Annotated in this window: 12 protein-coding genes and 5 pseudogenes; 6 read left to right on the forward strand and 11 right to left on the reverse strand. The window is 70.6% G+C overall.

What is annotated here, in order from left to right:
* The first annotated feature begins 4 nt into the window (after window positions 1-4).
* Window positions 5-1,404, forward strand: a pseudogene (locus tag ACIQ6R_RS14550) (lanthionine synthetase C family protein).
* 108 nt (window positions 1,405-1,512) lie between these two features.
* On the opposite strand, the pseudogene ACIQ6R_RS14555 reads toward ACIQ6R_RS14550, so the two are convergent.
* The 5 genes and pseudogenes from ACIQ6R_RS14555 to ACIQ6R_RS14575 all read right to left on the reverse strand — a co-directional run.
* A pseudogene (locus ACIQ6R_RS14555) lies at window positions 1,513-1,746 on the reverse strand (NAD(P)/FAD-dependent oxidoreductase); the annotation flags it as partial.
* A 120-nt stretch (window positions 1,747-1,866) separates the two neighbouring features.
* Window positions 1,867-3,252 carry a cellulase family glycosylhydrolase gene (locus ACIQ6R_RS14560; protein ID WP_404221404.1) on the reverse strand — a complete coding sequence of 462 codons (1,386 nt, stop codon included), beginning with the start codon at window positions 3,250-3,252 and terminating at the stop codon, window positions 1,867-1,869.
* Between the two features lie 394 nt (window positions 3,253-3,646).
* Complete coding sequence (locus ACIQ6R_RS14565) at window positions 3,647-4,252, reverse strand: class I SAM-dependent methyltransferase (RefSeq protein ID WP_404221406.1); 606 nt, start codon at window positions 4,250-4,252, stop codon at window positions 3,647-3,649.
* A gap of 125 nt (window positions 4,253-4,377) precedes the next feature.
* Window positions 4,378-4,782, reverse strand: coding sequence for an STAS domain-containing protein (locus tag ACIQ6R_RS14570; RefSeq protein WP_404221409.1), 405 nt, complete (start codon window positions 4,780-4,782; stop codon window positions 4,378-4,380).
* An 85-nt stretch (window positions 4,783-4,867) separates the two neighbouring features.
* Window positions 4,868-5,626 (reverse strand): IclR family transcriptional regulator, encoded by a 759-nt coding sequence (locus ACIQ6R_RS14575; RefSeq protein ID WP_404221411.1) that lies wholly within the window; start codon window positions 5,624-5,626, stop codon window positions 4,868-4,870.
* Between the two features lie 531 nt (window positions 5,627-6,157).
* Here ACIQ6R_RS14575 and ACIQ6R_RS14580 point away from each other — a divergent pair.
* Both ACIQ6R_RS14580 and ACIQ6R_RS14585 read left to right on the forward strand, forming a co-directional pair.
* Window positions 6,158-8,557, forward strand: a complete 2,400-nt coding sequence (locus tag ACIQ6R_RS14580; RefSeq protein ID WP_404221413.1) for an RICIN domain-containing protein — start codon at window positions 6,158-6,160, stop codon at window positions 8,555-8,557.
* 154 nt (window positions 8,558-8,711) lie between these two features.
* On the forward strand, window positions 8,712-11,999 hold the full coding sequence (locus tag ACIQ6R_RS14585; protein WP_404221415.1) for a LamG-like jellyroll fold domain-containing protein: 3,288 nt from the start codon (window positions 8,712-8,714) through the stop codon (window positions 11,997-11,999).
* 60 nt (window positions 12,000-12,059) lie between these two features.
* Here ACIQ6R_RS14585 and ACIQ6R_RS14590 read toward each other — a convergent pair whose 3' ends face one another.
* The 6 genes and pseudogenes from ACIQ6R_RS14590 to ACIQ6R_RS14615 all read right to left on the reverse strand — a co-directional run bounded on the left by ACIQ6R_RS14590 (window position 12,060) and on the right by ACIQ6R_RS14615 (window position 17,350).
* On the reverse strand, window positions 12,060-13,565 hold the full coding sequence (locus tag ACIQ6R_RS14590; protein ID WP_404221417.1) for a family 43 glycosylhydrolase: 1,506 nt from the start codon (window positions 13,563-13,565) through the stop codon (window positions 12,060-12,062).
* 126 nt (window positions 13,566-13,691) lie between these two features.
* Window positions 13,692-14,258: pseudogene (locus tag ACIQ6R_RS14595) on the reverse strand (ABC transporter permease); the annotation flags it as partial.
* A 413-nt stretch (window positions 14,259-14,671) separates the two neighbouring features.
* Window positions 14,672-15,691, reverse strand: a complete 1,020-nt coding sequence (locus tag ACIQ6R_RS14600; RefSeq protein WP_404221421.1) for a LacI family DNA-binding transcriptional regulator — start codon at window positions 15,689-15,691, stop codon at window positions 14,672-14,674.
* Window positions 15,692-16,134: 443 nt separating this feature from the next.
* Window positions 16,135-16,299, reverse strand: a complete 165-nt coding sequence (locus tag ACIQ6R_RS14605) for a hypothetical protein (RefSeq protein ID WP_404222197.1) — start codon at window positions 16,297-16,299, stop codon at window positions 16,135-16,137.
* Window positions 16,300-16,455: 156 nt separating this feature from the next.
* Window positions 16,456-16,572 (reverse strand): annotated as a pseudogene (locus ACIQ6R_RS14610) (XRE family transcriptional regulator); the annotation flags it as partial.
* Between the two features lie 43 nt (window positions 16,573-16,615).
* Window positions 16,616-17,350, reverse strand: coding sequence for a dienelactone hydrolase family protein (locus ACIQ6R_RS14615; protein WP_404221423.1), 735 nt, complete (start codon window positions 17,348-17,350; stop codon window positions 16,616-16,618).
* 449 nt (window positions 17,351-17,799) lie between these two features.
* Between ACIQ6R_RS14615 and ACIQ6R_RS14620 the strand changes: the two genes are divergently transcribed.
* The 3 genes and pseudogenes from ACIQ6R_RS14620 to ACIQ6R_RS14630 form a co-directional block, all read left to right on the forward strand.
* Window positions 17,800-18,603: an SAM-dependent methyltransferase gene (locus tag ACIQ6R_RS14620; protein WP_404221425.1), complete on the forward strand. Its 804-nt coding sequence runs from the start codon at window positions 17,800-17,802 to the stop codon at window positions 18,601-18,603.
* A gap of 619 nt (window positions 18,604-19,222) precedes the next feature.
* Entirely contained in the window at window positions 19,223-20,365 is a 1,143-nt protein-coding gene (locus ACIQ6R_RS14625) for a polyprenyl synthetase family protein (protein ID WP_404178991.1), read from the forward strand.
* Window positions 20,364-20,726: pseudogene (locus ACIQ6R_RS14630) on the forward strand (DUF5914 domain-containing protein); the annotation flags it as partial. The gene ACIQ6R_RS14625 and the pseudogene ACIQ6R_RS14630, both read left to right, overlap by 2 nt.
* Window positions 20,727-20,764 lie beyond the last annotated feature (38 nt).

Genomic DNA, 20,764 nt, shown 5'->3' on the forward strand with positions numbered 1-20,764 from the left:
CTCGATGAGCTGGACCACCGAGGGCGGCACGCGGGAGCAATCGATGAACGGGACCACCGAGGGCGGCACGCGGGGGCGCCCGGCCGGCCGGCGTGCTCAGGACCTCCGGGAGCGTGCTGCCGCCGTATCCGCCGAGATCCTGGACCGGCTCGCGGACCCCACCGCCACGATGGCGGCCACGCGCATCCCCGCCCAGGCCGCGGACGACGGGGTCGCCGAGCCGGTCTGGGCCGAGCTCACCCTCGGCAGCGGTAGTCCCGGGCTCGCGCTCGCGTTCACGGGAGTCGCCCGGGATGCGGCCCGGCAGGTGCCGCGCGCCCACGCGTATCTCACGGCAGGCACCCGCGCCCTCTCGGGCCGGCCCGCCGCCGCGGGCGGGATCTTCAAGGGGCCGGGGGCGCTGGCGTTCGCCGTGCTGCTCGCTCACCGCACCACCGGGGGCTACGTCTCCGCGCTCCAGCGCTTCGACGCCTACCAGCACGATCTCGTACGGACTGTCCTGCCACCCGTCGAGGACCGGCCGCTGCCCACCATCGGGCACTACGAGGTCGTCCGTGGCCTGACGGGTGTCGGCCGCTATCTGCTGGCCCGGCCGGAGAGCTGTGAGCAGCCGCTGACGGCGGTCCTCGACTACCTCGTACGCCTGTCGCTCGGCACCGTGGAGCACCAAGGCGCGGTCGTGCCGCGCTGGTGGGCCCTGGACGCACCCCGGACCGGCTCCGAAGCGGCGTTCCCCGGCGGCCACCTCAACCTGGGCCTCTCGCACGGCGTCGCCGGTCCGCTCGCCCTGCTGGCCCTGGCCTGGGAGCAAGGCGTGCGGGTGCCGGGGCAGCAGGAGGCCATGGAGGCGACGGCCGAACTGCTGCGGACCTGGGCGGTGTCGGACCGGTACGGTGTGTTCTGGCCCGGCTACCTGTCCTTCGCCCAGTGGCAACGGGGTCCTGCCGCCTACGACGGAAACGCGAAGTGGCCGGCCTGGTGCTACGGGGCTCCGGGGTCTCCCGCGCCCTGCAGCTGGCCGGGCGGGCGCTCGGCCGGCCGGACTTCTCGGAGCTCGCCCGCGCCTCGGTGGACCGGCTGCTCGCCCTTCCCCGGTCGGCCTGGGGCATCGACGACCACGCGCTGTGCCACGGTTGGGCCGGGGCCCTGCACCAGCTCGGCCGGCTCGACGAACAGTGGCGGGACCCCCGGCTGGTCGAGCTGCGGGACGACATCGCCGCCGAACTCGTCTCCGCCTTCGACCCGGCGCTGCCATTCGGGCTGCGTTTCACGATGACGAAGGTGCCGTTCGGCTCCGATGTCTCCGGCTACCTCGACGGGGCCGCCGGCGTCGCGCTCGCCCTGGACTCGTACGCGGTGGACGGCACACCGGCCGACTGGGACATGCCCTTGCTGCTGGCTTAGCCGAATCGACCACGAGCGTTGTTGACGGTGGGCGGGGTGGTTCGGTCTCTCACTTCCGGCTGCGGCCCGGCTCTTGCGCGGTCAGCCGACGGAGGCGGCCTCAGCGGGGTCTGTCTCGTCCGCTGACCGCGCAAGGTCCTCGGTCAGCCGGCGGAACAGGAGCGCGTGGTGGACGGAGGCCGCTGCGGTGGCGAGGACGCCGATGGGCTTGTCGCGCACCTCCCAGCCGTGGCAGTACGGGCAGTGCACGACACTGCGTCCCCAGTGCTCTGCCAGTCCAGGCACCTTGGGCAGTACATCTTCCAGGCCGGTGGCCACCAGGACCCGGCGCGCACTGATGCTTCCGCACGACGCTGAGCGACTCGGTCGAGGAGGCCGAGTACGGCCCAGAGACTCCCTCGATGGCGGGAGCGCTCCCAACCGGTGACAGGGCTGCGGGCGTGCCCGGAGCCCTGTCGGGGATCAGCTGGTCGGGAAATTGTCGGTGGTGCTGATACGGCTCTTGATCAGCGCTCCCGACTCGGTCAGTACACCGCTGCTGCTGTAGTCGCTGCCGTTGCAGGTGCCCGGCTTGAACGCCGCGCTGCCCTCGTTGGCGTCCGAGTACGTCCAGTTCGCGTAGCTGATCTTCAACTGGTCGAGGAGGTCAAGCCACGCGACGCTGCTCGTGCGGTCCATCGCACCACCGCCGGTGGCGCTCACTGTGCCGAACTCGGATACGAACAGGGGCAGTCGCGAGGCCGCTCGGCTCACTGCGGCGCGGTAGTTGTCCTTGTGGCTCGCGGCGTAGAAGTGGAACGCGTACATGATGTTGGTCGCGTTCACGGGGTTGTTGACCACCTCGCTCTCGTTGGAGCCGTCGGAGACACCCAGTGAGGACCAGCCGCGGGTGCCGACGATGATGACGGCGTCAGGATCGGCGGCCCGAATGACCGGAATGACCTGCTCGGCGTAGTTCTTGATGGCCGTCCAGCTCACGCCGTTGGGCTCGTTGGCGATTTCGTAGATCACGTTCTTCTTGCTCGCGTTGCGGGCGGCCACGGACGAGAAGAACGTCCTGGCGCGGTCGAGGTTGTAGTTCGGGTCGCCCGGCGTCAGCGTGTGGAAGTCGATCACCGCATACATGCCGCGGGCCTCGGCCATGTCGACCATGCTGTTCACACGGCTGGTGAAGCCTGCCGGGTCGGTCTCATAGCCCTGCTCCTGCACGTACATGGCGACGCGGAACAGGTCCGACTTCCAGTCCTCGGCAAGGGCGTCCAGGGAGGCGTCGTTGTAGCACTTGGCGAACCACTGGATGCCGTGTGTGCTCATGCCGCGCAGTTGTATGGGGCGGTTGTACTGGTTGCACAGGTTCACGCCGCAGACGTGCAGTTGGCCGTTCGTGGCCACCGGAGTACCGGTCGCGGGCGGGTCGGTCGGAGGGTCCGTCGGCGGTTCGGTGACGGAGCCCGTGCAGGTCACGCCGTTGAGCGTGAAGGACGTGGGCTTCGGGTTGGCCCCCGTGAAGGACCCCACGAATCCCAGGTCGGCCGACGCGCCGGTGGGCAGCGCGCCGTTCCAGTCGGCACCGGCGGCGGTGACCACGGAGCCGGACTGCGACCAGGTCGCGTTCCAGCCCTGAACGACCTTCTGCCCGGCGTCCGCCATGGTGAACTTGAGGTTCCACCCGCTGACGGGCTCCCCCAGGTTCGTGATCTTCACGCCGGCCTGGAAGCCGCCCTGCCACTGGCTGGTGATCGTGTAGTCGACCTTGCAGCCGGTGGCCGCCTGCGCCGAGGGCCCGACGAGCGTCGTGAGGCCGACGGCCGTAGCGCCGGCCGCCAGTAAGGCCAAAAGGCGTTTCAATGCGTTCCTCCTCGTACGAAGCGGACACAGCTGGATGGGAGCGCTCCCAAAACCCATCGGCCCGAGAACGTACACCCGCGCGCGGTTGCGCGATAGGTGTCGGACCGCCGAAATACCGATGCCGTCCCGGAGACACGGACAGAGCTACCGCAGGGTTGCTCGGTGAGCGCGAACTCGATCCGGTTTGAGCTTGGCGTCGACGTCCGGTCCGGTTCCGGGTCCGGGCTCCGGGTCCGGGCTCCGGGGCCGGCTCCGGCTCCGGCTCCGGCTCCGGAGATTCTGGCCGCCGGAATCCGACGGGCCTGACTGGCTCGGGTTCCGGCGGCAGCGGGAGCATGCCGGGTTTCACACCCGGCCGCGTTGCTCTCCGAGCGGGTGAGACCGCGGGGCGGTATCAGCGGCGATGGACACTCACCGCGTAGCCGCCGCCGTCGTACGGGTCCGCGTCCCAGGTGGCGAAGCGGTCGGTGAGGGTGAGGCCGGCTGCGGTGCAGTAGGCGTCGTACTGCGTCAGGGTGAGGCCGGGCGGTACGGGAAGGTGGTCCTGGTCCAGGCCGAAGCCCGCGACGAGCAGGCCGCCCGGGCGCAGCACGCGGGCCAGCGTCGCCGCGACGTCCGCTTCGGTGCCCGGAGCGAGGAGGGGAAAGACGTTGCCCGCGGCGACGACGAGATCGAAGCCGGGGGTGATGCCCGCGGCGGCCGGGTCGAAGTCGGACAGGTCGGCTTCCAGCCAGGTCAGTCGCGGCGCACTGCTGCGGGCCACGCTCAGCATGGAAGCGTCGCTGTCGACGCCGACGCCGTCGTATCCGAGTCGGGCGAGCTGGATCAGGACCCGGCCGGTGCCGCAGCCCGCGTCCAACACTCGTGCCCCGCGGGGCACCAACGTGGCGCACAGTCGCGCCTCACCGTGTACGTCCTGTCCGTGTTCCGCGAGTGCCGCGAAACGAGCGGCGTACTCCTCACCGGACGTACCTCCGGTCAGCTGCTCCCATCGGTTCATACCGGCGAGTCTAGTTCCGCCATCGCCTGGCCGTTCCGGGAGCCATGCCCTCACCATCACGGGGACGCCACGCCTCGGCGGCGATTCGCTCGCCGTGGCCCGGCGCGGAGCGGGCGCCGCGTACGTCAGCGCCGTACGTGCGGCCAGTCGGCGAGTTCCTCGCCGTCGGCGGGCTGAGCGGCGGCCTGCTCCACGGAGTCGTGGAACGAGTAGACGGGACGCAGCCCGCCGAGGGAGAAGACGCGGAGCAGACGCTCGTCGTCGCAGGCGATCCGCAGCGAGCCGTGGTGGGCCTGGATGTGCTTGGTGACCGCGACGATCATGCCGAGCCCCGCCGAGTCCAGGAACGGGGCGCCGCAGAGGTCCAGAACGAAATGCCGGTGACCGTCGGCCACGAGCCGGAACACCTCGGCTCGCACGACGGGCGCGAAGGCGATGTCGATCTCACCCGTGGCGTCGACGACGGTCCAATCGTTGATCACACGGTAACCGACCGACCCCTGCGGTCCTGCCAGGCTTTGATCACTCACGTATCCATCCCTCGGATCGCCGACCGTTTTATCCCTTCTCATCCAGGAGACGGGAACGGCACAGCTGGTCACAAGGGCCCGGTTTTCAGATGGTGAGCGAGAGTCCCCGCGACACACGCTCCGCGGTGACGACCAGCCGCGCCACGGCATCTTCGAGGGAGGCGGCACGGCTGACGCTCAGGGAGATCCCGAGCGCGCCGATCGTGTCGCCCTGGCGGACGGGCACCGCCACGCACGCGGTGCCGAGCGCGTACTCCTCGACATCGGTCACGGCGGGCACCTGAGCCGCGGCGTCGAGGCGTCGCAGGAGTTCGCTGCGGTAGGTGATGGTGCGAGGGGTGAGATCGTTCAGCGTGTGACGGGAGAGGTAGTCGGCGCGAGCCTCCTGGTCCAGTTCGCGCAGCACGCACTTGCCCAGCGCCGTGGCGTGTCCCGCGTCCTCGAAACCGACCCACAGATCCACCCGCGGGGCCTTCGGACCGTCCACGATCTCCGCGACCCGGATCTCGCCGTCCTCGTAGAACGTCAGGTAGGCCGCGGCCGACAGGCCGTCGCGCAACTCCGTGAGCGTCGGACGAACCCGGCTGAGTGCCGCCTGATCGCGGCTTCCTCCGTGCAGCGCGCCCAGCTTCTCGCCGAGGATGAAGGTGCCGTCGTCGAGTTTGCGCACGTAGCCGTCGTGCACCATCGTGCGCAAGAGGTGGTAGGTGGTGGCCAGGGCCAACCCTGTCTCACGAGCCAGCTGCTTGGCCGGGACGCCGCCCTCGTGCGCGCCGACGGCCTCCATCAGCCGGAAGGCTCGCTGCACCGACGATATGAGTGTGGGGCCGTCCTTTCCACCCATCTCTCCACGGTGCTCGCCGACGCCGGTCCACGCAAGTCCGCGGACCGCCCTCGGCAGGCCGTGTCGAGGGCCGTACCCCGACGGGTGCGAGGGGGCGAGCGTGCCACCGTGGTGGACGGCGTGGAGGATGGCCTCCCGCGGCGTGACACCCCGCGTCCGCTTCGTTCCTCTTCGCCACGGTGGCTCGTCAAGGGCTGCGCCTGACGGTGCTCCGGCCCGTTCGGGGTTCCTCACGCCGGGAGCCCCGGGCGGTAGGGCAGGGCCCGAGCGGCGCCGACATCGCCCCCCTCCGTGCCGGTCCGGTCCGCTGCCGGCGGCCGTTAGCCGGAAGCGCTCGCCCGGCCGGATCGGGCTCGTCACAGCTCTGGACGGTCGTCCCGGGGTGTGCTCTCATCCTCAGTGCGCTCTTGCCTTCCAACGATGTACAACGCCGCGACCTCGTACGCGCGTCGGCACGGAGCCCTCCCTCCGTGCGGCCCGCGGTGGGACCGGCGGCACCGAAGCATCCGAGTCCACAGTCAGGAGACCCGCATGTCCGTCAGCAGACGCGCCCTCCTCGGCACCGGCGCCCTGGCCCTCGGCACGGCGGCGCTGGGCGGCCCGCTGAGCACCTCCGCGACCGCCGCCACGTCGAAAGCGGCCGGTGCGCTCGCGCCCGAGGCCTTCCGCAGACTGCCGGCGGGCAGCGTCACCGCGCGGGGCTGGCTCGCCGGTCAGCTCAGGCTGCAACTCGACGGGCTGTGCGGCCGGTTCGAGAGCCTGTCGCACTTCCTCGACTTCTCGGCCACCGGCTGGGTGCACCCGGAGCGCGGGGCGTGGGAGGAAGTGCCGTACTGGCTGCGCGGATACGTGCCGATGGCGGTCGCCACCGGGGACCGGGAGGCACTCGCACGCTCGGGCACCTGGATCGAGGCGATCCTGGCCACGCAGCAGAGCGACGGCTTCTTCGGACCGCGCGCACTGCGTACGTCGCTGAACGGCGGTCCGGACTTCTGGCCGTTCCTGCCGCTCCTCCAGGCGCTGCGCACGTACGAGGAGTACACGCGGGACGAGCGTATCGTCCCCTTCCTCACCCGGTTCCTGCGCTTCATGCAAGCCCAGGGCCCCGGCGCCTTCAACACCGGCTGGATCTCCTACCGTTGGGGCGACGGCCTCGACGTCGCCCTGTGGCTGCACCGTCGCACCGGCGCGGCGTTCCTGCTGGACCTGGCCACCAAGATGCACACCCTGGGCGCCGACTGGACGGGTCCTACGCCCTCCCGGCACAACGTCAACATCGCCCAGGGCTTCCGTGAGCCCGCGCAGTACGCGCTGGTGACCGGTGACGAGGAGCTGATCCGGGCCACGTACCGGGCCTACGACCAGGTCATGGACGAGTACGGGCAGTTCCCCGGCGGCGGCATGGCCGGGGACGAGAACTGTCGGCCCGGCTTCACCGACCCGCGGCAGGGCTTCGAGACCTGCGGGATCGTCGAGTTCATGGCCAGCCACGAGCTGCTCACCAGGATCACCGGCGACCCGGTCTGGGCCGACCGGTGCGAGGACCTGGCCTTCAACATGCTGCCCGCCTCCCTCGACCCGCAGGGCAGGGCCATCCACTACGTCACCAGTGCCAACGGCGTCGATCTGGACGACCGGCCGAAGACGCAGGGGCAGTTCCAGAACGGCTTCGCCATGCAGGCCTTCCAGCCCGGCGTCGACCAGTACCGCTGCTGCCCGCACAACTACGGCATGGGCTGGCCGTACTTCACCGAGGAGCTGTGGCTGGCCACCCCGGACGGCGGACTGGCGGCGGCGATGTACGCCCCGAGCCGGGTCCGCGCGCAGGTCGCCGGGGGCACGGTGGTCACCGTCACCGAGGACACCGGCTATCCGTTCACCGAGACCGTCACGCTGACCGTGTCCACGCCCGGCCCGGTCGCCTTCCCCCTGCGGATGCGGGTGCCGGGCTGGTGCGACGGGCCGGAGGTCCGCGTCAACGGCCGCTCCGTGCCCGCGCCGGGCGGACCCGATTGGGTCACCGTACGGCGGACCTGGCGCAGCGGCGACAAGGTGTCCCTGCGTCTCCCCCAGCGGACCACGCTGCGCCATTGGCCCGACCAGCACGACGCCGTCAGCGTCCAGCACGGCCCCCTCACCTACTCCCTGCGGATCGGCGAACGGTACGAGCGCTACGCGGGCGACGACGCCTTCCCCGAGTACGCGGTGCACGCCACCTCCGCGTGGAACTACGGTCTCGCCGCGTCGCCCCGACTGGACTTCGCCCCGGCGCGGGGTCCGGTGCCCGACAACCCCTTCACCCACGAGACGGTTCCGGTCCGCATCACCGCCGAGGCCCGTCGCATCGACGAGTGGATCGCGGACGACGAGCACGTGGTCGCACCCCTCCAGGCCGGGCCGGCACGCAGTGACTCCCCCGCGGAGACGGTCACCCTGGTCCCCATGGGAGCCGCGCGGCTGCGCATCACCGCGTTCCCCGTGGCCGCGCCCGACGGCAGGGCCTGGACGCCGGAACCGCCCTACCGGCGCGTCCGGAACAAGCACAGCGGCAAGGTCCTCGCCGTGGACGGCATGTCCCTGGAGAACAGTGCGCGTGTCGTGCAGTTCGACAACACCGGTACGAGTGACCACGCCTGGCAGCTCGTGGACCGGGGCGAGGGCTGGTACCTGATCCGGAACGGCAACAGCGGCAAGGTCCTCGGCGTCGACGGCATGTCCACCGCGAACAGCGCCCGCGTGGTCCAGTACGAGGACAACGGCACCCCCGACCACCTGTGGACGCTGGTGGGCGACGGGGACGGCTGGTACCGCATCCGGAACCGGCACAGCGGCAAGGTCCTCGGTGTCGACGGGATGTCGACCGGCAACAGCGCGCAGGTCGTCCAGTTCGACGACAACGGCACCGCCGACCACCTCTGGAAGTTCGTGTGACGCGTCGGGAGTGGACCGAGCCTTCGCCGCACCTGGATTGACGATGGATCAGCGCAGTGGTGCGCGAGGTCTGGACAGGTGCGGAAGGGCGTGTTGTCATTCCGCTGACACCAGCTTTCCAACGTTGCAAAGAGCGCTTCCGAGGAAGGGTCCCATGACGAGACCACACACCCGCCCACGAGCCAGAGTGTGGGCACTTCTGACAGCGGCGGCCCTGGTGCTGCCCACGAGCGGCCTCACGGCCTCCGCCACGGCCGCGGAGGCGGCCACCGGCACGTCCGCGCGCTCCGCCGAGAAGGACGGCAGGTCCGCCGTCGAGGTACAGGGCCTGAAGGGCGAGTACTTCAGGATGTCCGCGCCGGGGGCGAGGGACTTCGCCGAACTCGGCGGCACCGTGCTCGACCCACAGGTCAACTTCTCCGGACTGACCAGCACCTTCCAGGAGCTGACCGGCAGGACGGAGCACACGACCGCCCGCTGGACCGGGCAGATCGCGGCGCCGGCCACCGGCGACTACACCTTCCACGCCATCGGCGACAACGGCTTCCGGCTCTTCATCGACGGCGAGCCGGTCATCGACCACTGGCAGCCGGACTGGGACAACGAGCAGACGAGCGCCGCCGTCCACCTGGAGGCGGGTGAGCAGCACGAATTCCGGCTGGAGATGTTCCAGGACACCGGCGGCGCCAACATGTTCCTGCGCTGGTCCACGCCGACGATGGCCAGGCACGTCGTGCCGATGTCGGCGTTCACCCCGCCGGACGACTTCGAGGTCTACCCGCTGGAGCTGAACGTCGGCGAGGACGGCCGGCAGGTGCGGGCCCGCTTCGAGGGCAGGGTCGGCGACGTCGGGGGGCTTGCCGAGCACCTGAAGGTCGAGGCCGACACGACCGCGATGCCCGTCGAGTCGGTGCGGGTGGCGCCCGGGAACCGCAGGTCACTCCTCATCAGGCTCGCGGCACCGATCCAGAAGAACCAGCAGGTCAAGTTCTCCTACGACGGCGAGGGCGGCCTCACCGACGGCGGCGAGGCGGTACCCCGGGTCGTCCGGTACGCACAGAACGCGTCCACCCACCGGCTCACCACCCCGTGGGGCGACCGGCTCGACGAGAGGAACCCGCTGCCCGAGTATCCGCGCCCCCAGCAGGTACGGTCGAAGTGGAAGAACCTCAACGGGCCGTGGCAGTTCAGCGCCGCCGAGGCCGGCGAGCAGCCGGTGTTCGGCAAGAACCTCGACGAGAAGATCATCGTGCCGTTCCCGGTCGAGTCGCAACTCTCCGGGCTGGAGCGGCACGAGGACCACATGTTCTACCGCAAGCTCGTCGAGGTGCCGAAGAGCTGGAAGGTCGGCAAGCGCGACCGGCCCGGCAACCGCCTCAGGCTCAACTTCGGTGCCGTCGACTACCAGGCACGCGTCTTCGTCAACGGCAGGAAGGTCGCGGAGCACACCGGCGGGTACAACGCCTTCAGCGCCGACGTCACCGACGCGCTCAAGGGCAAGGGACCGCAGGAGGTCGTCGTCGCGGTCACCGACACCGGCGGCGCCAACCAGCCGACGGGCAAGCAGTCCCGCAACCCGGGCGGCATCTTCTACACCCAGTCGTCCGGTATCTGGCAGACGGTGTGGATGGAACCTGTCGCCCGCACGTCCGTTGACAACGTAGTCACCACCCCGGACATCGACACCAGCAGCCTCGCGGTGACCGTCGAGTCCGACGACGCCTCTGACAAGGCCCGGGTCGAGGCCGTCGCGCGTGACAAGCGCGGCAAGGTGGTCGGCCGGGTCAGCGGGCCGGCCAACGAGAAGCTGCGGCTGCCCGTCGCCGAGCAGCACCTGTGGAGCCCCGACGACCCGTACCTCTACGACCTCGACGTGAAGCTCGTCGACGGCGGGTCGACCGACCGGGTCGGCGGCTACTTCGGCATGCGGAAGATCAGCGTCGAGAAGGTCGGCGGGTTCCCGAAGCTGGTGCTGAACGGGAAGCCCGTCTTCTCGCTCGCCACCCTCGACCAGGGCTTCTGGCCGGACGGGCTGTACACGGCACCGAGCGACGACGCCCTCGCCTTCGACCTGGAGGCCCACAAGAAGCTGGGCTTCAACGCCGTACGCAAGCACATCAAGGTGGAGTCACCGCGCTGGTTCTACCACGCGGACCGGCTCGGGCTGCTGGTGTGGCAGGACTTCGTCTCCGGGAACTTCCCCGACGAGTCCGGGCAGCAGGCGTTCGTCGACCAGGGCACGGAGATGATGCGGCAGCACCACAACTCGCCGTCCATCATCGGCTGGATCGTCTTCAACGAGGGCTGGGGCGAGTGGAACCGGGAGGCCACCGGCCGTCTCGCCGAGTCCGTGAAGGCCGCCGACCCGTCCCGGATCGTCAACGCCCACAGCGGGGTCAACTGCTGCAATTCCAAGGGCGATTCGGGCAAGGGCGACATCATCGACCACCACGACTACAACAACGAGGATCCGCCCTTCCCCGACGGGACCAGGGCGGCCATGGACGGCGAGCACGGCGGCTTCACCCTGCGCACACCGGGACACATGTGGCCGGGCGCTCCGACGGTGATCTACAGCGGTGTGGCCGACAAGGAGGCGCTGACCGACAAGTACGTGGCGAATACCGTGGAGTTCTACCTGGCCCAGGCCGGCGCGGAGCTGTCCGGCTCGGTGTACACGCAGATCACCGACCTGGAGAACGAGCTCAACGGTCTGTACACGTACGACCGCCGGGAGATCAAGGTCGATCCGGTCCGGGTCCGTGAGGTCAACCGCAAGGTCATCGCGGCCGGTGCGGCGGCGGGCGAGCGGGAGCCGCTGACGGGCGGTGGCAGCTGGTCCCTCGACGAGGGCTCCGGCACCACCGCGAAGGACGGCGGACCGAACGGCCGGGACCTCACCCTCGCCGCGGGCGCGACCTGGACCCCGGGCGTCAGCGGCAGCGCACTGAAGTTCGACGGTCAGGGCCAGTCCGCGCAGACGGACGGGCCGGTGCTCGACACCACCGGCAGCTATTCGGTCTCCGCCTGGGTACGGCTGGACGCGCTCCCCGGCAACTACGCCACCGCGGTCAGCCAGGACACGCGGCGCCAGGCCAGCCCGTTCTACCTCCAGTACGGTCAGGGCGCGTTCGCCTTCAGCACGCCCGGCGAGAACCGGGCCCGCGTGACGACCACTCCGGAGACGGGCCGCTGGTACCACCTCGTCGGCGTGCGGGACGGCGCGGACAACCGGCTCAGCCTGTACGTCGACGGTGAGCCGGCCGCCACGGCGACCGCCGGGCCGGCGTATCCGAGCACCGGGCCGCTGGCCGTGGGGCGCGCCCAGTGGGACGGCGTCGCGACGGACTTCTGGAACGGGGCGGTCGACCAGGTCCACGCCTACGACAAGGCCCTCACCGCCGAGGAGGTGAAGGGCCTGTACACCGAGGAGAGGCCGTAGCCACCGAGCCTCCTCCCATTCCGGCGGGAAGCGGGTTCGCCCCGCTTCCCGCCGGGCGGTTCAACGGACCGGGCCGACGGCCACGTTGTCGAAGGAGGCATCGGTGTCGAAGACGCGGACGCCGTTGGCCCCGCTGCGGTACGTGCCGTCGGTGACGGAGATCCTCGGGGTCGACATGTCGTCCACGTACACCTTGATGGATGAGCCGACGGCCGTGACCCTCATCCGGTGGGTGGTCCCGGGGTCGAGGTACGCGGGCGAGGTCGCCAGCGGTGTCCAGGAGTCGGCGGCCCGGCCGAGCACGACCCGGCCGTCCCGGCGGATGCCCGCGTAGTACCCGGTGTAGCCGTCCACGCCGACCGACGGCCGGGTCACCCGGAAGGCCAGGCCCGCGTCGCCGCCGCCCGATCCCAGGCGCACGTCGGCGTCGTAGGTGAAGTCGGCGAAGTCGGTGTCGAGAAGTGCCTTGCCGCCCAGCGAGTGTCCCGCCCGGTAGCGTCCGCCGCCGGCCGACCAGGAGCCGCCGTAGGTACGCCAGCCGAGCGCGTTGCCGTCGGCGAAGTTGTCCTTCACGCCCATCTGGACGCGCCGAATGGTGCCGTCGGCGTTGAAGTGCAGCCGGTCGTAGGCGAGTTGGCGGTGGTTGCCGTCGGTCTCGCTGAGCGGACGGCGGTGGTAGACGATGTACCAGATGTCGGTGCCCGGCACGTTGATCACGGAGTTGTGCCCGGATCCCCTGGCGACCGCGGGGTCCTGGGCGAGCACTCTGTCGATCTTCTCGAAGGGGCCGGTCGGTGAGTCGGAGATCGCGTAGGACACCGAGTAGTCGGGTCCGGTCCAGCCGCCCTCGGACCACATCAGGTAGTACTTGCCGCCCCGTTTGAACATCTGGGGCCCCTCGACGTAGTCCGCCGGCGTGATCTCCTTGTACGTCGACCCGTCGGCGAAGGTGCCCAGGCTGGTCATGTCCCGGTTGAGCTTCACGACGTTGGCATGTCCCCAGCCTCCGTAGTACATGTACGCCTGTCCGTCGTCGTCGATGAAGACGTCCTGGTCGATGGGCTGGGCACCGTTGTGGAACCGGGAGACGAGCGGGCGCCCGATGGCGTCCTTGTACGGCCCTTCCGGACGGTCCGCGACGGCCACGCCGATGCCGCCGAGCTGCGAGTCGTTCTGGATGTCGTTGGCGGCGAAGTACAGGTAGTACTTGCCGTCGCGCTCGACGGGTGCCGGCGCCCAGAGGGCGTACTTCGCCCAGGAGACGTCGGCCGTCTTCAGGACCTCGCTGTGCTTGGTCCAGTGGACCAGGTCCGTCGAGGAGAACGCGTCGAGGTAGGTCTGCTCGGCGTAGCTCTTGGAGGTCGTCGGGAAGACCCAGTAGCGCCCGTCGTAGCGCGCGGTGTCGGGGTCGGCGTACCACCCGTCGACGAACGGGTTTCCGGCTTCGGAGGTCGAGTACTCGGGGGCGGCGACGGCGGCGGACGGCGAGAGCATCGCGATCAGTCCGCCGACGAGTACCGAGGCGCAGGACTTGGCGACGAGGCCGGTCGCTTTGACGGTGGTCATGGCTGGGCCACTCCTGTCGGTCGGTGGTGGGGGGTGCACCGGCCGGCGGATAGGTGTGGCACCGGCCGTGGGGACCGGACGCGGTGGCCGGGGCGATCGAGGCACGGCTGCCGCGTCCGGGGCTTGTCACATCAGTCGGCGTCTGCGCCCGAGCCAGGTCTGGGCGATGACGACGAGGGCCAGGAAGGCGCCGCTGACGACGAGTTGGTAGGAGGAGTCGAGGGAGCCGATCTGGTTGATGACGTTCTGGATGGCCTTGAGCAGCAGGACGCCGACCAGCGAACCGCTGACGTAGCCGAGGCCGCCGGTGAGCAGGGTGCCGCCGATGACGACGGCGGAGATGGCGTCCAGCTCCATGCCGTTGCCGGTCACACCGGAGGCCAGCCAGGCGGCGTTGAGGGCGCCGGCCAGTCCCGCCAGCAGCCCGGACAGGGTGTAGCCGAGGATCTTGGTGCGGGCGACCGGCGCCCCCATCAGCGCCGCCGCGTCCTCGTTGCCGCCGACCGCGTACACGTGCTGGCCGAAGCGGGTGCGGCGCAGGACCGCGGCGCCCGCGGCGAACAGGGCGAGCGTGATCCACACCGGGTTGCCGAGGCCGAGCGTGCTGCCCTGGCCCAGTTCGGCGAGGAAGGAGCCCTTGGCGATGAGGTAGGTGTTCGCGCCCTCGTCGGTGATGGCCAGCATCAGGCCGCGGGGAGGAGGTGCGGACGGTGAGTGGTGCACTGCATGGTGACCCCGATCCGGGTGGAGCTGAAAGGGAATTGGGGAGCCGGGCTACGAGCGACGGCTGACTGCTTCTCCCCCGGCGGAGGACCTTGTCCGGCCCGCCGCACAGAGGTTTTACATCGTTGCAATGGTGCTGTAAACCCCCCGTGCGCGACCTGGCGGCCGGAGCGTGCGGGGCGAACTCGCGCTTCACGCGGCCCCCTTCACCGAACCCCGACGAACACGCGGCCGGCCTCTTGACTTGCTGCCGCCGTACCGCCGACACTGAGTCATCGAGCCGTGTGACAACGATGTCAACTCGACCAGCGCCTACGTCACATGCCCCACCGACCAGCACCTACGCCATACAGCCCACCCCTGACGCAAGTCGGTGCGTGTACTCAGACGCTCTCGGCGCCGCGGCCCAGCGTGCTCTCCCGCTCCGCGAGCCGGTGGTCGGCCCAGAAGCGGCGGGGCTCGGCGGGTTGGCCGCCCAGCCTGGCCAGGACCGACTCCACCGCCAGCCGGCCGATGGCCTCCTTGTCCGGCGACACCGAGGTGAGCGTCACCGCGCCGAACCGGCCCTCGACGACGTCGTCGAATCCGACGACCGCGATGTCCTCGGGCACCCGCAGTCCTCGCGCGTGCAGGACGCGCATCGCCCCGATGGCCACGAGGTCGTTGTAGGCGAAGACCGCGTCGGGCCGCCGGCCGGCCTCCAGGATCCGGGCCATGGCGGCCGCGCCGTCCGCGTGTCCCCAGCCGTCGGTGGCGGCGACGAGTCCGTCGTCGGCCGGGAGCCCGGCGGCGGCCAGTTCCTCGCGCCAGCCGCGCACACGCAGCTGGGCGGGTTCGCTGCGCCCGCGCCGGTCCCCGATGAACGCCACCTCACGGCGGCCGAGGCCGATCAGGTGGCGCACCGCGGTGCGGGCCGCCGCGACGTTGTCGATGGCGATGTGGTCGTACGGCAGGTCGTAGTCCCGTTCACCGAGCAGCACCAGCGGCACGTTCTCGGTGCGGTCGCGCAGGTCCTCCTCCTCCAGCTCGATGGGACTGAGGATGAGCCCGTCGATCACCCGGGCCCGAAATCCCTGGCTGACCAGGATCTCCTGCTCCCGCCGCCCGCCGGTGTGGTCGAGGAGCACGGTGTAGTCGTGCGCGGCGGCGGCGTCGATGACGGCCGCGGCCAGCTCGGCGAAATAGGGGTTCCCCAGCTCGGGCAGGGCGAGCGCGATGATGCCGGTGCGCCCCTTGCGCAGGTGCCGGGCGGTCAGGTTCGGCCGGTACCCCAGCTCGTCGATGGAGCGTTGGACGCGCTCCCGCATTCCGGCGGTGACGTAGGGGTAGTCGTTCACCACGTTGGAGACCGTCTTGACGGAGACCCCCGCGTGCGCGGCGACGTCCTTGAGGCTGACCCGCACGTCGAATCCCTCCGAAGCGTCCCCACTCGGCGTTCGGTGCGGGGCGGGTGCCCCCACGGTGAGCCGGACCCCAAGCCCTTGGGCACTCGTTTACAACGTTATACAGCTCGTCTCCCGGCGCTGACAAGCATGGTGAACCGCTCGCCGGGACCACTCCGAGATGCTCGCACACACCTCCGGGAGCGGACCGCACGGGCGTTCTGACTCGAAGCGGCCGAGGCTCGGTGTCGTTGTCGGGGCCGGGGCGTTGGCGCGGCTTTCAGGACCGGTCCATCAGCTCGGTCATGGCCTGCTGGAAGGCACGGCGCCACTGGATCGGCCCGCAGGGGCGAGGGATGCCTCGCACCGTCGTCCATCACCCGGAGACCCCTTCATGGCGGGTATGGCCGACTGCGGCGCTCAGGTGGTACATCATCGGCCGCTCGTACTGAGGCAGTGGCCTCTCACCCGATGACGACGGTGCAGGTCGCCTGGTTCCCGTACTTCTCGGCCTCCGACCGGCGCTCCTCCTCGTTGGCCTCGGTGCTGCGGCTCATCATCCAGAGAACCGCGGCGAAGGTCGCCAGCACGACCAGGCCGACGAGGATCCCCGCCACGACGTCCTTCATGTTCTTGGCCACCTCCGTAGAAGTCGCACCACGCCACGCCCATGATAGAAGAGCTCGTCGGGAGCGGTCCCCGAACTCTGGGAAGAGCAGTTCGCCAGGTGTCGCGCTCAGTCGCCCACGTCCGGGCCTCACGTCCGTTCGGGCAGAGAACTGAAGGTCCTGATCCGTGGACCCGATCGGCACGGTGCAGCCCATGCGGGCGCGGGTGTCGATGACGATGCCGCCCGTGGCCGCCGCCTTCGCCTTGGCCTTCGCCCGGACCTGTGGCTGCCGGCGCTCCACCGTGCACTTCAGGTTCGGATTCCGGGCCGGAGCCTCAGCAGTTGGCCAGACTGCGGCCGAGGAGGGGGAGCAGGTGGCCCCAGTGAAGCCGCAGTGCGGCGGGGTCGAAAGCGTCCGTGTCGGCCATGGTGAAGCCGTGGACGGTGTCGGGGTAGATCTCAGAGGTGTAGTCGACACCTGCGGCATCCAGAGCCTGGTTGAGTTCGGCGAGGGCCTCGGGCGTCAGGTCGGTTTCGGCGTGGCCGAAGTGGACCTGGGCGGTGAGGCGGCGCAGGCTGTCGGGCCCGGCGGCGCCGACGGGGGCATGGAATCCGGCGACGGCGGCCACCTGGCCGGGGTGGGCCGCGGCGGTGCGCACCGCCAGGAGGCCGCCGATGCAGTAACCGGTCACAGCGACGGGGCCGCCGCTGGCCTCGGGCTGGGTGGCGAGGAATTCGAGGTAGGCGTCGGCGTCGCGCAGGGTCCGTTCGATGGTGTGTGCCTCGATCAGGGGCATCAGCCGACGCAGGACCGCGGTCCGGGCCTCTTCTCCGATGTGCTCGGGAAGTTCGACCACAGGTGCCGGGCCGTGCCGGTAGAAGAAGTTGGGAAGGAGCACGTAGTAGCCGTGGTCGGCCAGTTCGCGGGCCATCTCCCGCAGCACGGGCCTGATACCGAAGCCGTCCGCGTACATCAGCACCCCTGGGTGCCGCTCGCCGTCGTCGGGGAAGGCGGCGAAGGCATCGGCCTGGCCGTCCGCGGTGGGAATCTGCAGCATCTTGGTGGGCATGAACTCTCCTGTCGTGGTTGATGTGTCCTGTGATCAACACGACGGAGGCGGAGCCCGCGCGGCAGCGCAGGATCCTCGATCGAGCAGCGGGCCCGCACTCGCCCGTACGGTGCTCAGGAGAGCACCGGGTCACCGATCCGTGTGTGGCGCAAGGCCGTCCCGGTAGTCATCGCCACAACCTAGTTCACCGGACGAAGCCGACGCCAGCCCCCTCCCGTTCAATGGCGTCGGGCTTCCTCCCCCTTTTCTTGAGGGCCGTTTCAGGGTCTGCTGCGTGCGCAGGGTGGAGATGGACGCCGCGCGTGGTCATGGACGCCCAGCGGTGCCCCGGACGACCGGGGGGATCTCGTCAGCGACCGGCCCCCGGTCGGTCGACAGCGCGGATCGATCTCTGCCTGCCATCAGGTCAGTTGGCATGCGGTGGCCTGGCCATGTGTGAAGCTTTCCTCATGACTCACCCGCGTGAAGAAGTCAGGGCCAGGCTGCAGACCGATCGCCCGCACTCCGCCCGTGTCTGGAACTACCTGCTGGGAGGCAAGGACAACTACCCCGTCGACAGCGAGGCCGGTGAGGTCATCCTCAAGACGTTCCCGGAGTTCGCCGCCGTCGCGCGGTTGCAGCGCAGGTTCCTCGCGCGCGCCGTGCGCTTCCTCGCCGGCGAGGCAGGTGTCCGTCAGTTCCTCGACATCGGCACCGGCCTGCCCACCGCCGACAACACGCACGAACTGGCTCAGCGCATCGCGCCGGAGAGCCGCATCGTGTACGTCGACAACGACCCCCTCGTCCTGGTGCACGCGCAGGCGCTGCTCACGAGCAGCGCCGAGGGCGACTGCGCCTACGTGGACGCCGACGTGAGGGATCCCGAGCGGATCCTCGCCGAGGCCGCCAAGACCTTGGACTTCAGCCGCCCGGTCGCCCTGACCATGCTGGGGATCATGGGGCAGATCTCCGACGCCGAACGCCCCGCGGACCTGGTGAGCGCCCTGATGTCGGCCCTGCCGCCGGGCAGCTACCTGGCTCTGAGCGACGGCACGAACACCAACGAGGCGCTCAACACCGCGGTCGGGGTGTACAACGGGCAGTCGGCCAACACCTACCACCTGCGTTCGCCGCAAGAGATCGCGTCCTTCTTCACCGGTCTGGATCTGGTGGAGCCGGGGGTCGTGTCCACGGCCACCTGGCGCCCGGACGCCGGCCAGGCCGAGGAGGGCACGGCCGACGTCTCCGTGTGCGGTGTAGCGGTCAAGAGGTGACCTGCCCTGCCGTTCGGTACGCCCACGGAGACGCGCCCTGACTCGGGCGTTGGGCGTGGCTGAAGCGGAACGGGCCGGTGGAGGCGGAGGCCTCGGCGGGCAGGTGGGCGGAGCGGAACCGGCGAGTGAGACGACCGTCCGGCCAGCGGGTTGTCCGGCGTGGACGAGCGGGCGCGGCGCTCCCAGGCGCTGCCCACCGTGCTGGACAGCCCGGTGGGCAGCGGGGGCCTCGTCTTCTCGCCGTGGTCTGTGAAGCGGCACCGCCGATCACGCTCGCGGTCGGTGCCACCGTCCGGTCGCTCCTCATAGGTGGCGAGTGCGTGTGACCGTACGCGGCCGGCTACTGGGCGTTTATCGACCGGCGCCGCGCACGGCTGGCGGGCAACCACCGCGTCGCCCAGCCCTTGCGGGGATTCGACCGGCTCGACGATCTCGGGGACGTACGCGATCAGGCATACGCGCGCGGGGTGACACACCGCCATCAGAGCCGCGTCGACGGGCCGCTGGCGTGGGTCCGCCCGGCACCGGCGCCAGGTCGGGCAGGAATCAGCGCATCCATAAGAGGGCACTCGGCGGAAGCACTGACGTGCGGATGACCGAGAGTGATAAGGGGTTGTGCATGCTTGGAATGCCGCCGGTGGTGGCCGGACCGGCCGAACTCGTCGACGACCCTCTCACCGCGCACGACGCCACGACCGCCGTCGGCACCGTCCTCAAGCGGGTGCTCGACGTCCGACTACGTCATTCCCGTGCCGTCGATCCCGTCTTCGCCCAGGAGCTGGCCGACCGCCTGGCCGCGCTGACCGAGCGGGGCGGCAAGCGGCTGCGCACGGCGTTCGTCCACTGCGGCTGGCGGGCCGCGGGCGGCTCGGACGACGCCACCGCGGTGCTGCACACCGGAGCCGCCCTCGAACTGCTCCAGGCGTGTGCTCTCGTGCACGACGACGTGATGGACGGGTCCGTGCAGCGCAGGGGAGCCCCGGCGATGCACGTGGAACTCGCCCGGAGGCACTGGGCAGCGGGTATGCACGGCTCCGCGGAGTCGTTCGGGACGTCCGCCGCCGTGCTCGCCGGTGACTTGGCGCTGGCGTGGGCGGACGACCTGCTGACGGAGACGGCGCTGGGTACGCCGTACGGTCGGCGCCTGCACGAGGAGTGGCGGGCGATGCGTACCGAGATGGTCGCCGGGCAGTACCGCGACCTGCACGCTCAGGCCGCTCGCTCGTCCGGTGCCGACGAGGCGCTGGCCATCGCCACCTTGAAGAGTGCCCTGTACACCGTCGCCCGGCCCCTGGCGATGGGCGCGTCGCTGGCCGGAGCCGACGATGAGGTGCTGGACGCGATGCGGGCGGCCGGCCGGTGCGCCGGTCTCGCGTTCCAGCTCCGTGACGACCTCCTGGGGGCCTTCGGCGATCCGGCGCTGACCGGCAAACCGGCCGACGACGACTTGCGGTCGCGCAAGCTCACCTACCTGCTCGCCGTCGCCCTACGACTCGCCGACGCCGCCGGCGATCACCAGGCCGCCGCGACGCTGGCTCCGGACGCGGACCCCAGGTCCGGGCACGCCGTCGAGCGGATGCGGACGGCACTGAAGCGCACCGGAGCCCGGGACCTGGTGGAGGCCAAGATCGCGGAGCTGACGGACCTGAGTCTCGGGCACTTCGAGCGCACCGGCGCACCCCCCGCCGTACGGCACGAGTTCGCCACGCTCGTCCGGCGCGCGACGGGCGTGCCCCAGCGGTGTGCGGAGGAGGTCGCGTGAGCAGGGACCCCTCGTCGTCGACGTCTCCTTCCGGGTGACCGGGCGCCTGTGGTCCGATTACGGGCGGAGTTCACCGCGCCGGAGCCGCGCACGGCCGTCAGCGCGTCATCGACGGTGAGGGAGCGACGTCCGTCGTCGAGACGCACGCGACGCCACTTGCCGGGCCGGACCACGAACGGCCACGCACCGCCGTGGTCGAGGCGGTGGTCGCCGCCTCGGACCGGCCCGGCTTCGCCCCCGCCCGCGCCGCCGCCCCGGTGCTGCGGCCGCTGATGCGCCGTTCGGCCGGGCGACTGGGGCCCGACGACCTGGCCTGTCCGAACGACGCTGGACACTGCGGAACACCGGGCGGTTCCCCGGAGGAGCGAGCACCGGTGGCCTGGCCCCTGGCCCGGGCGG

This window comes from Streptomyces sp. NPDC096048 (assembly GCF_044763415.1).
GTDB lineage: Bacteria > Actinomycetota > Actinomycetes > Streptomycetales > Streptomycetaceae > Streptomyces.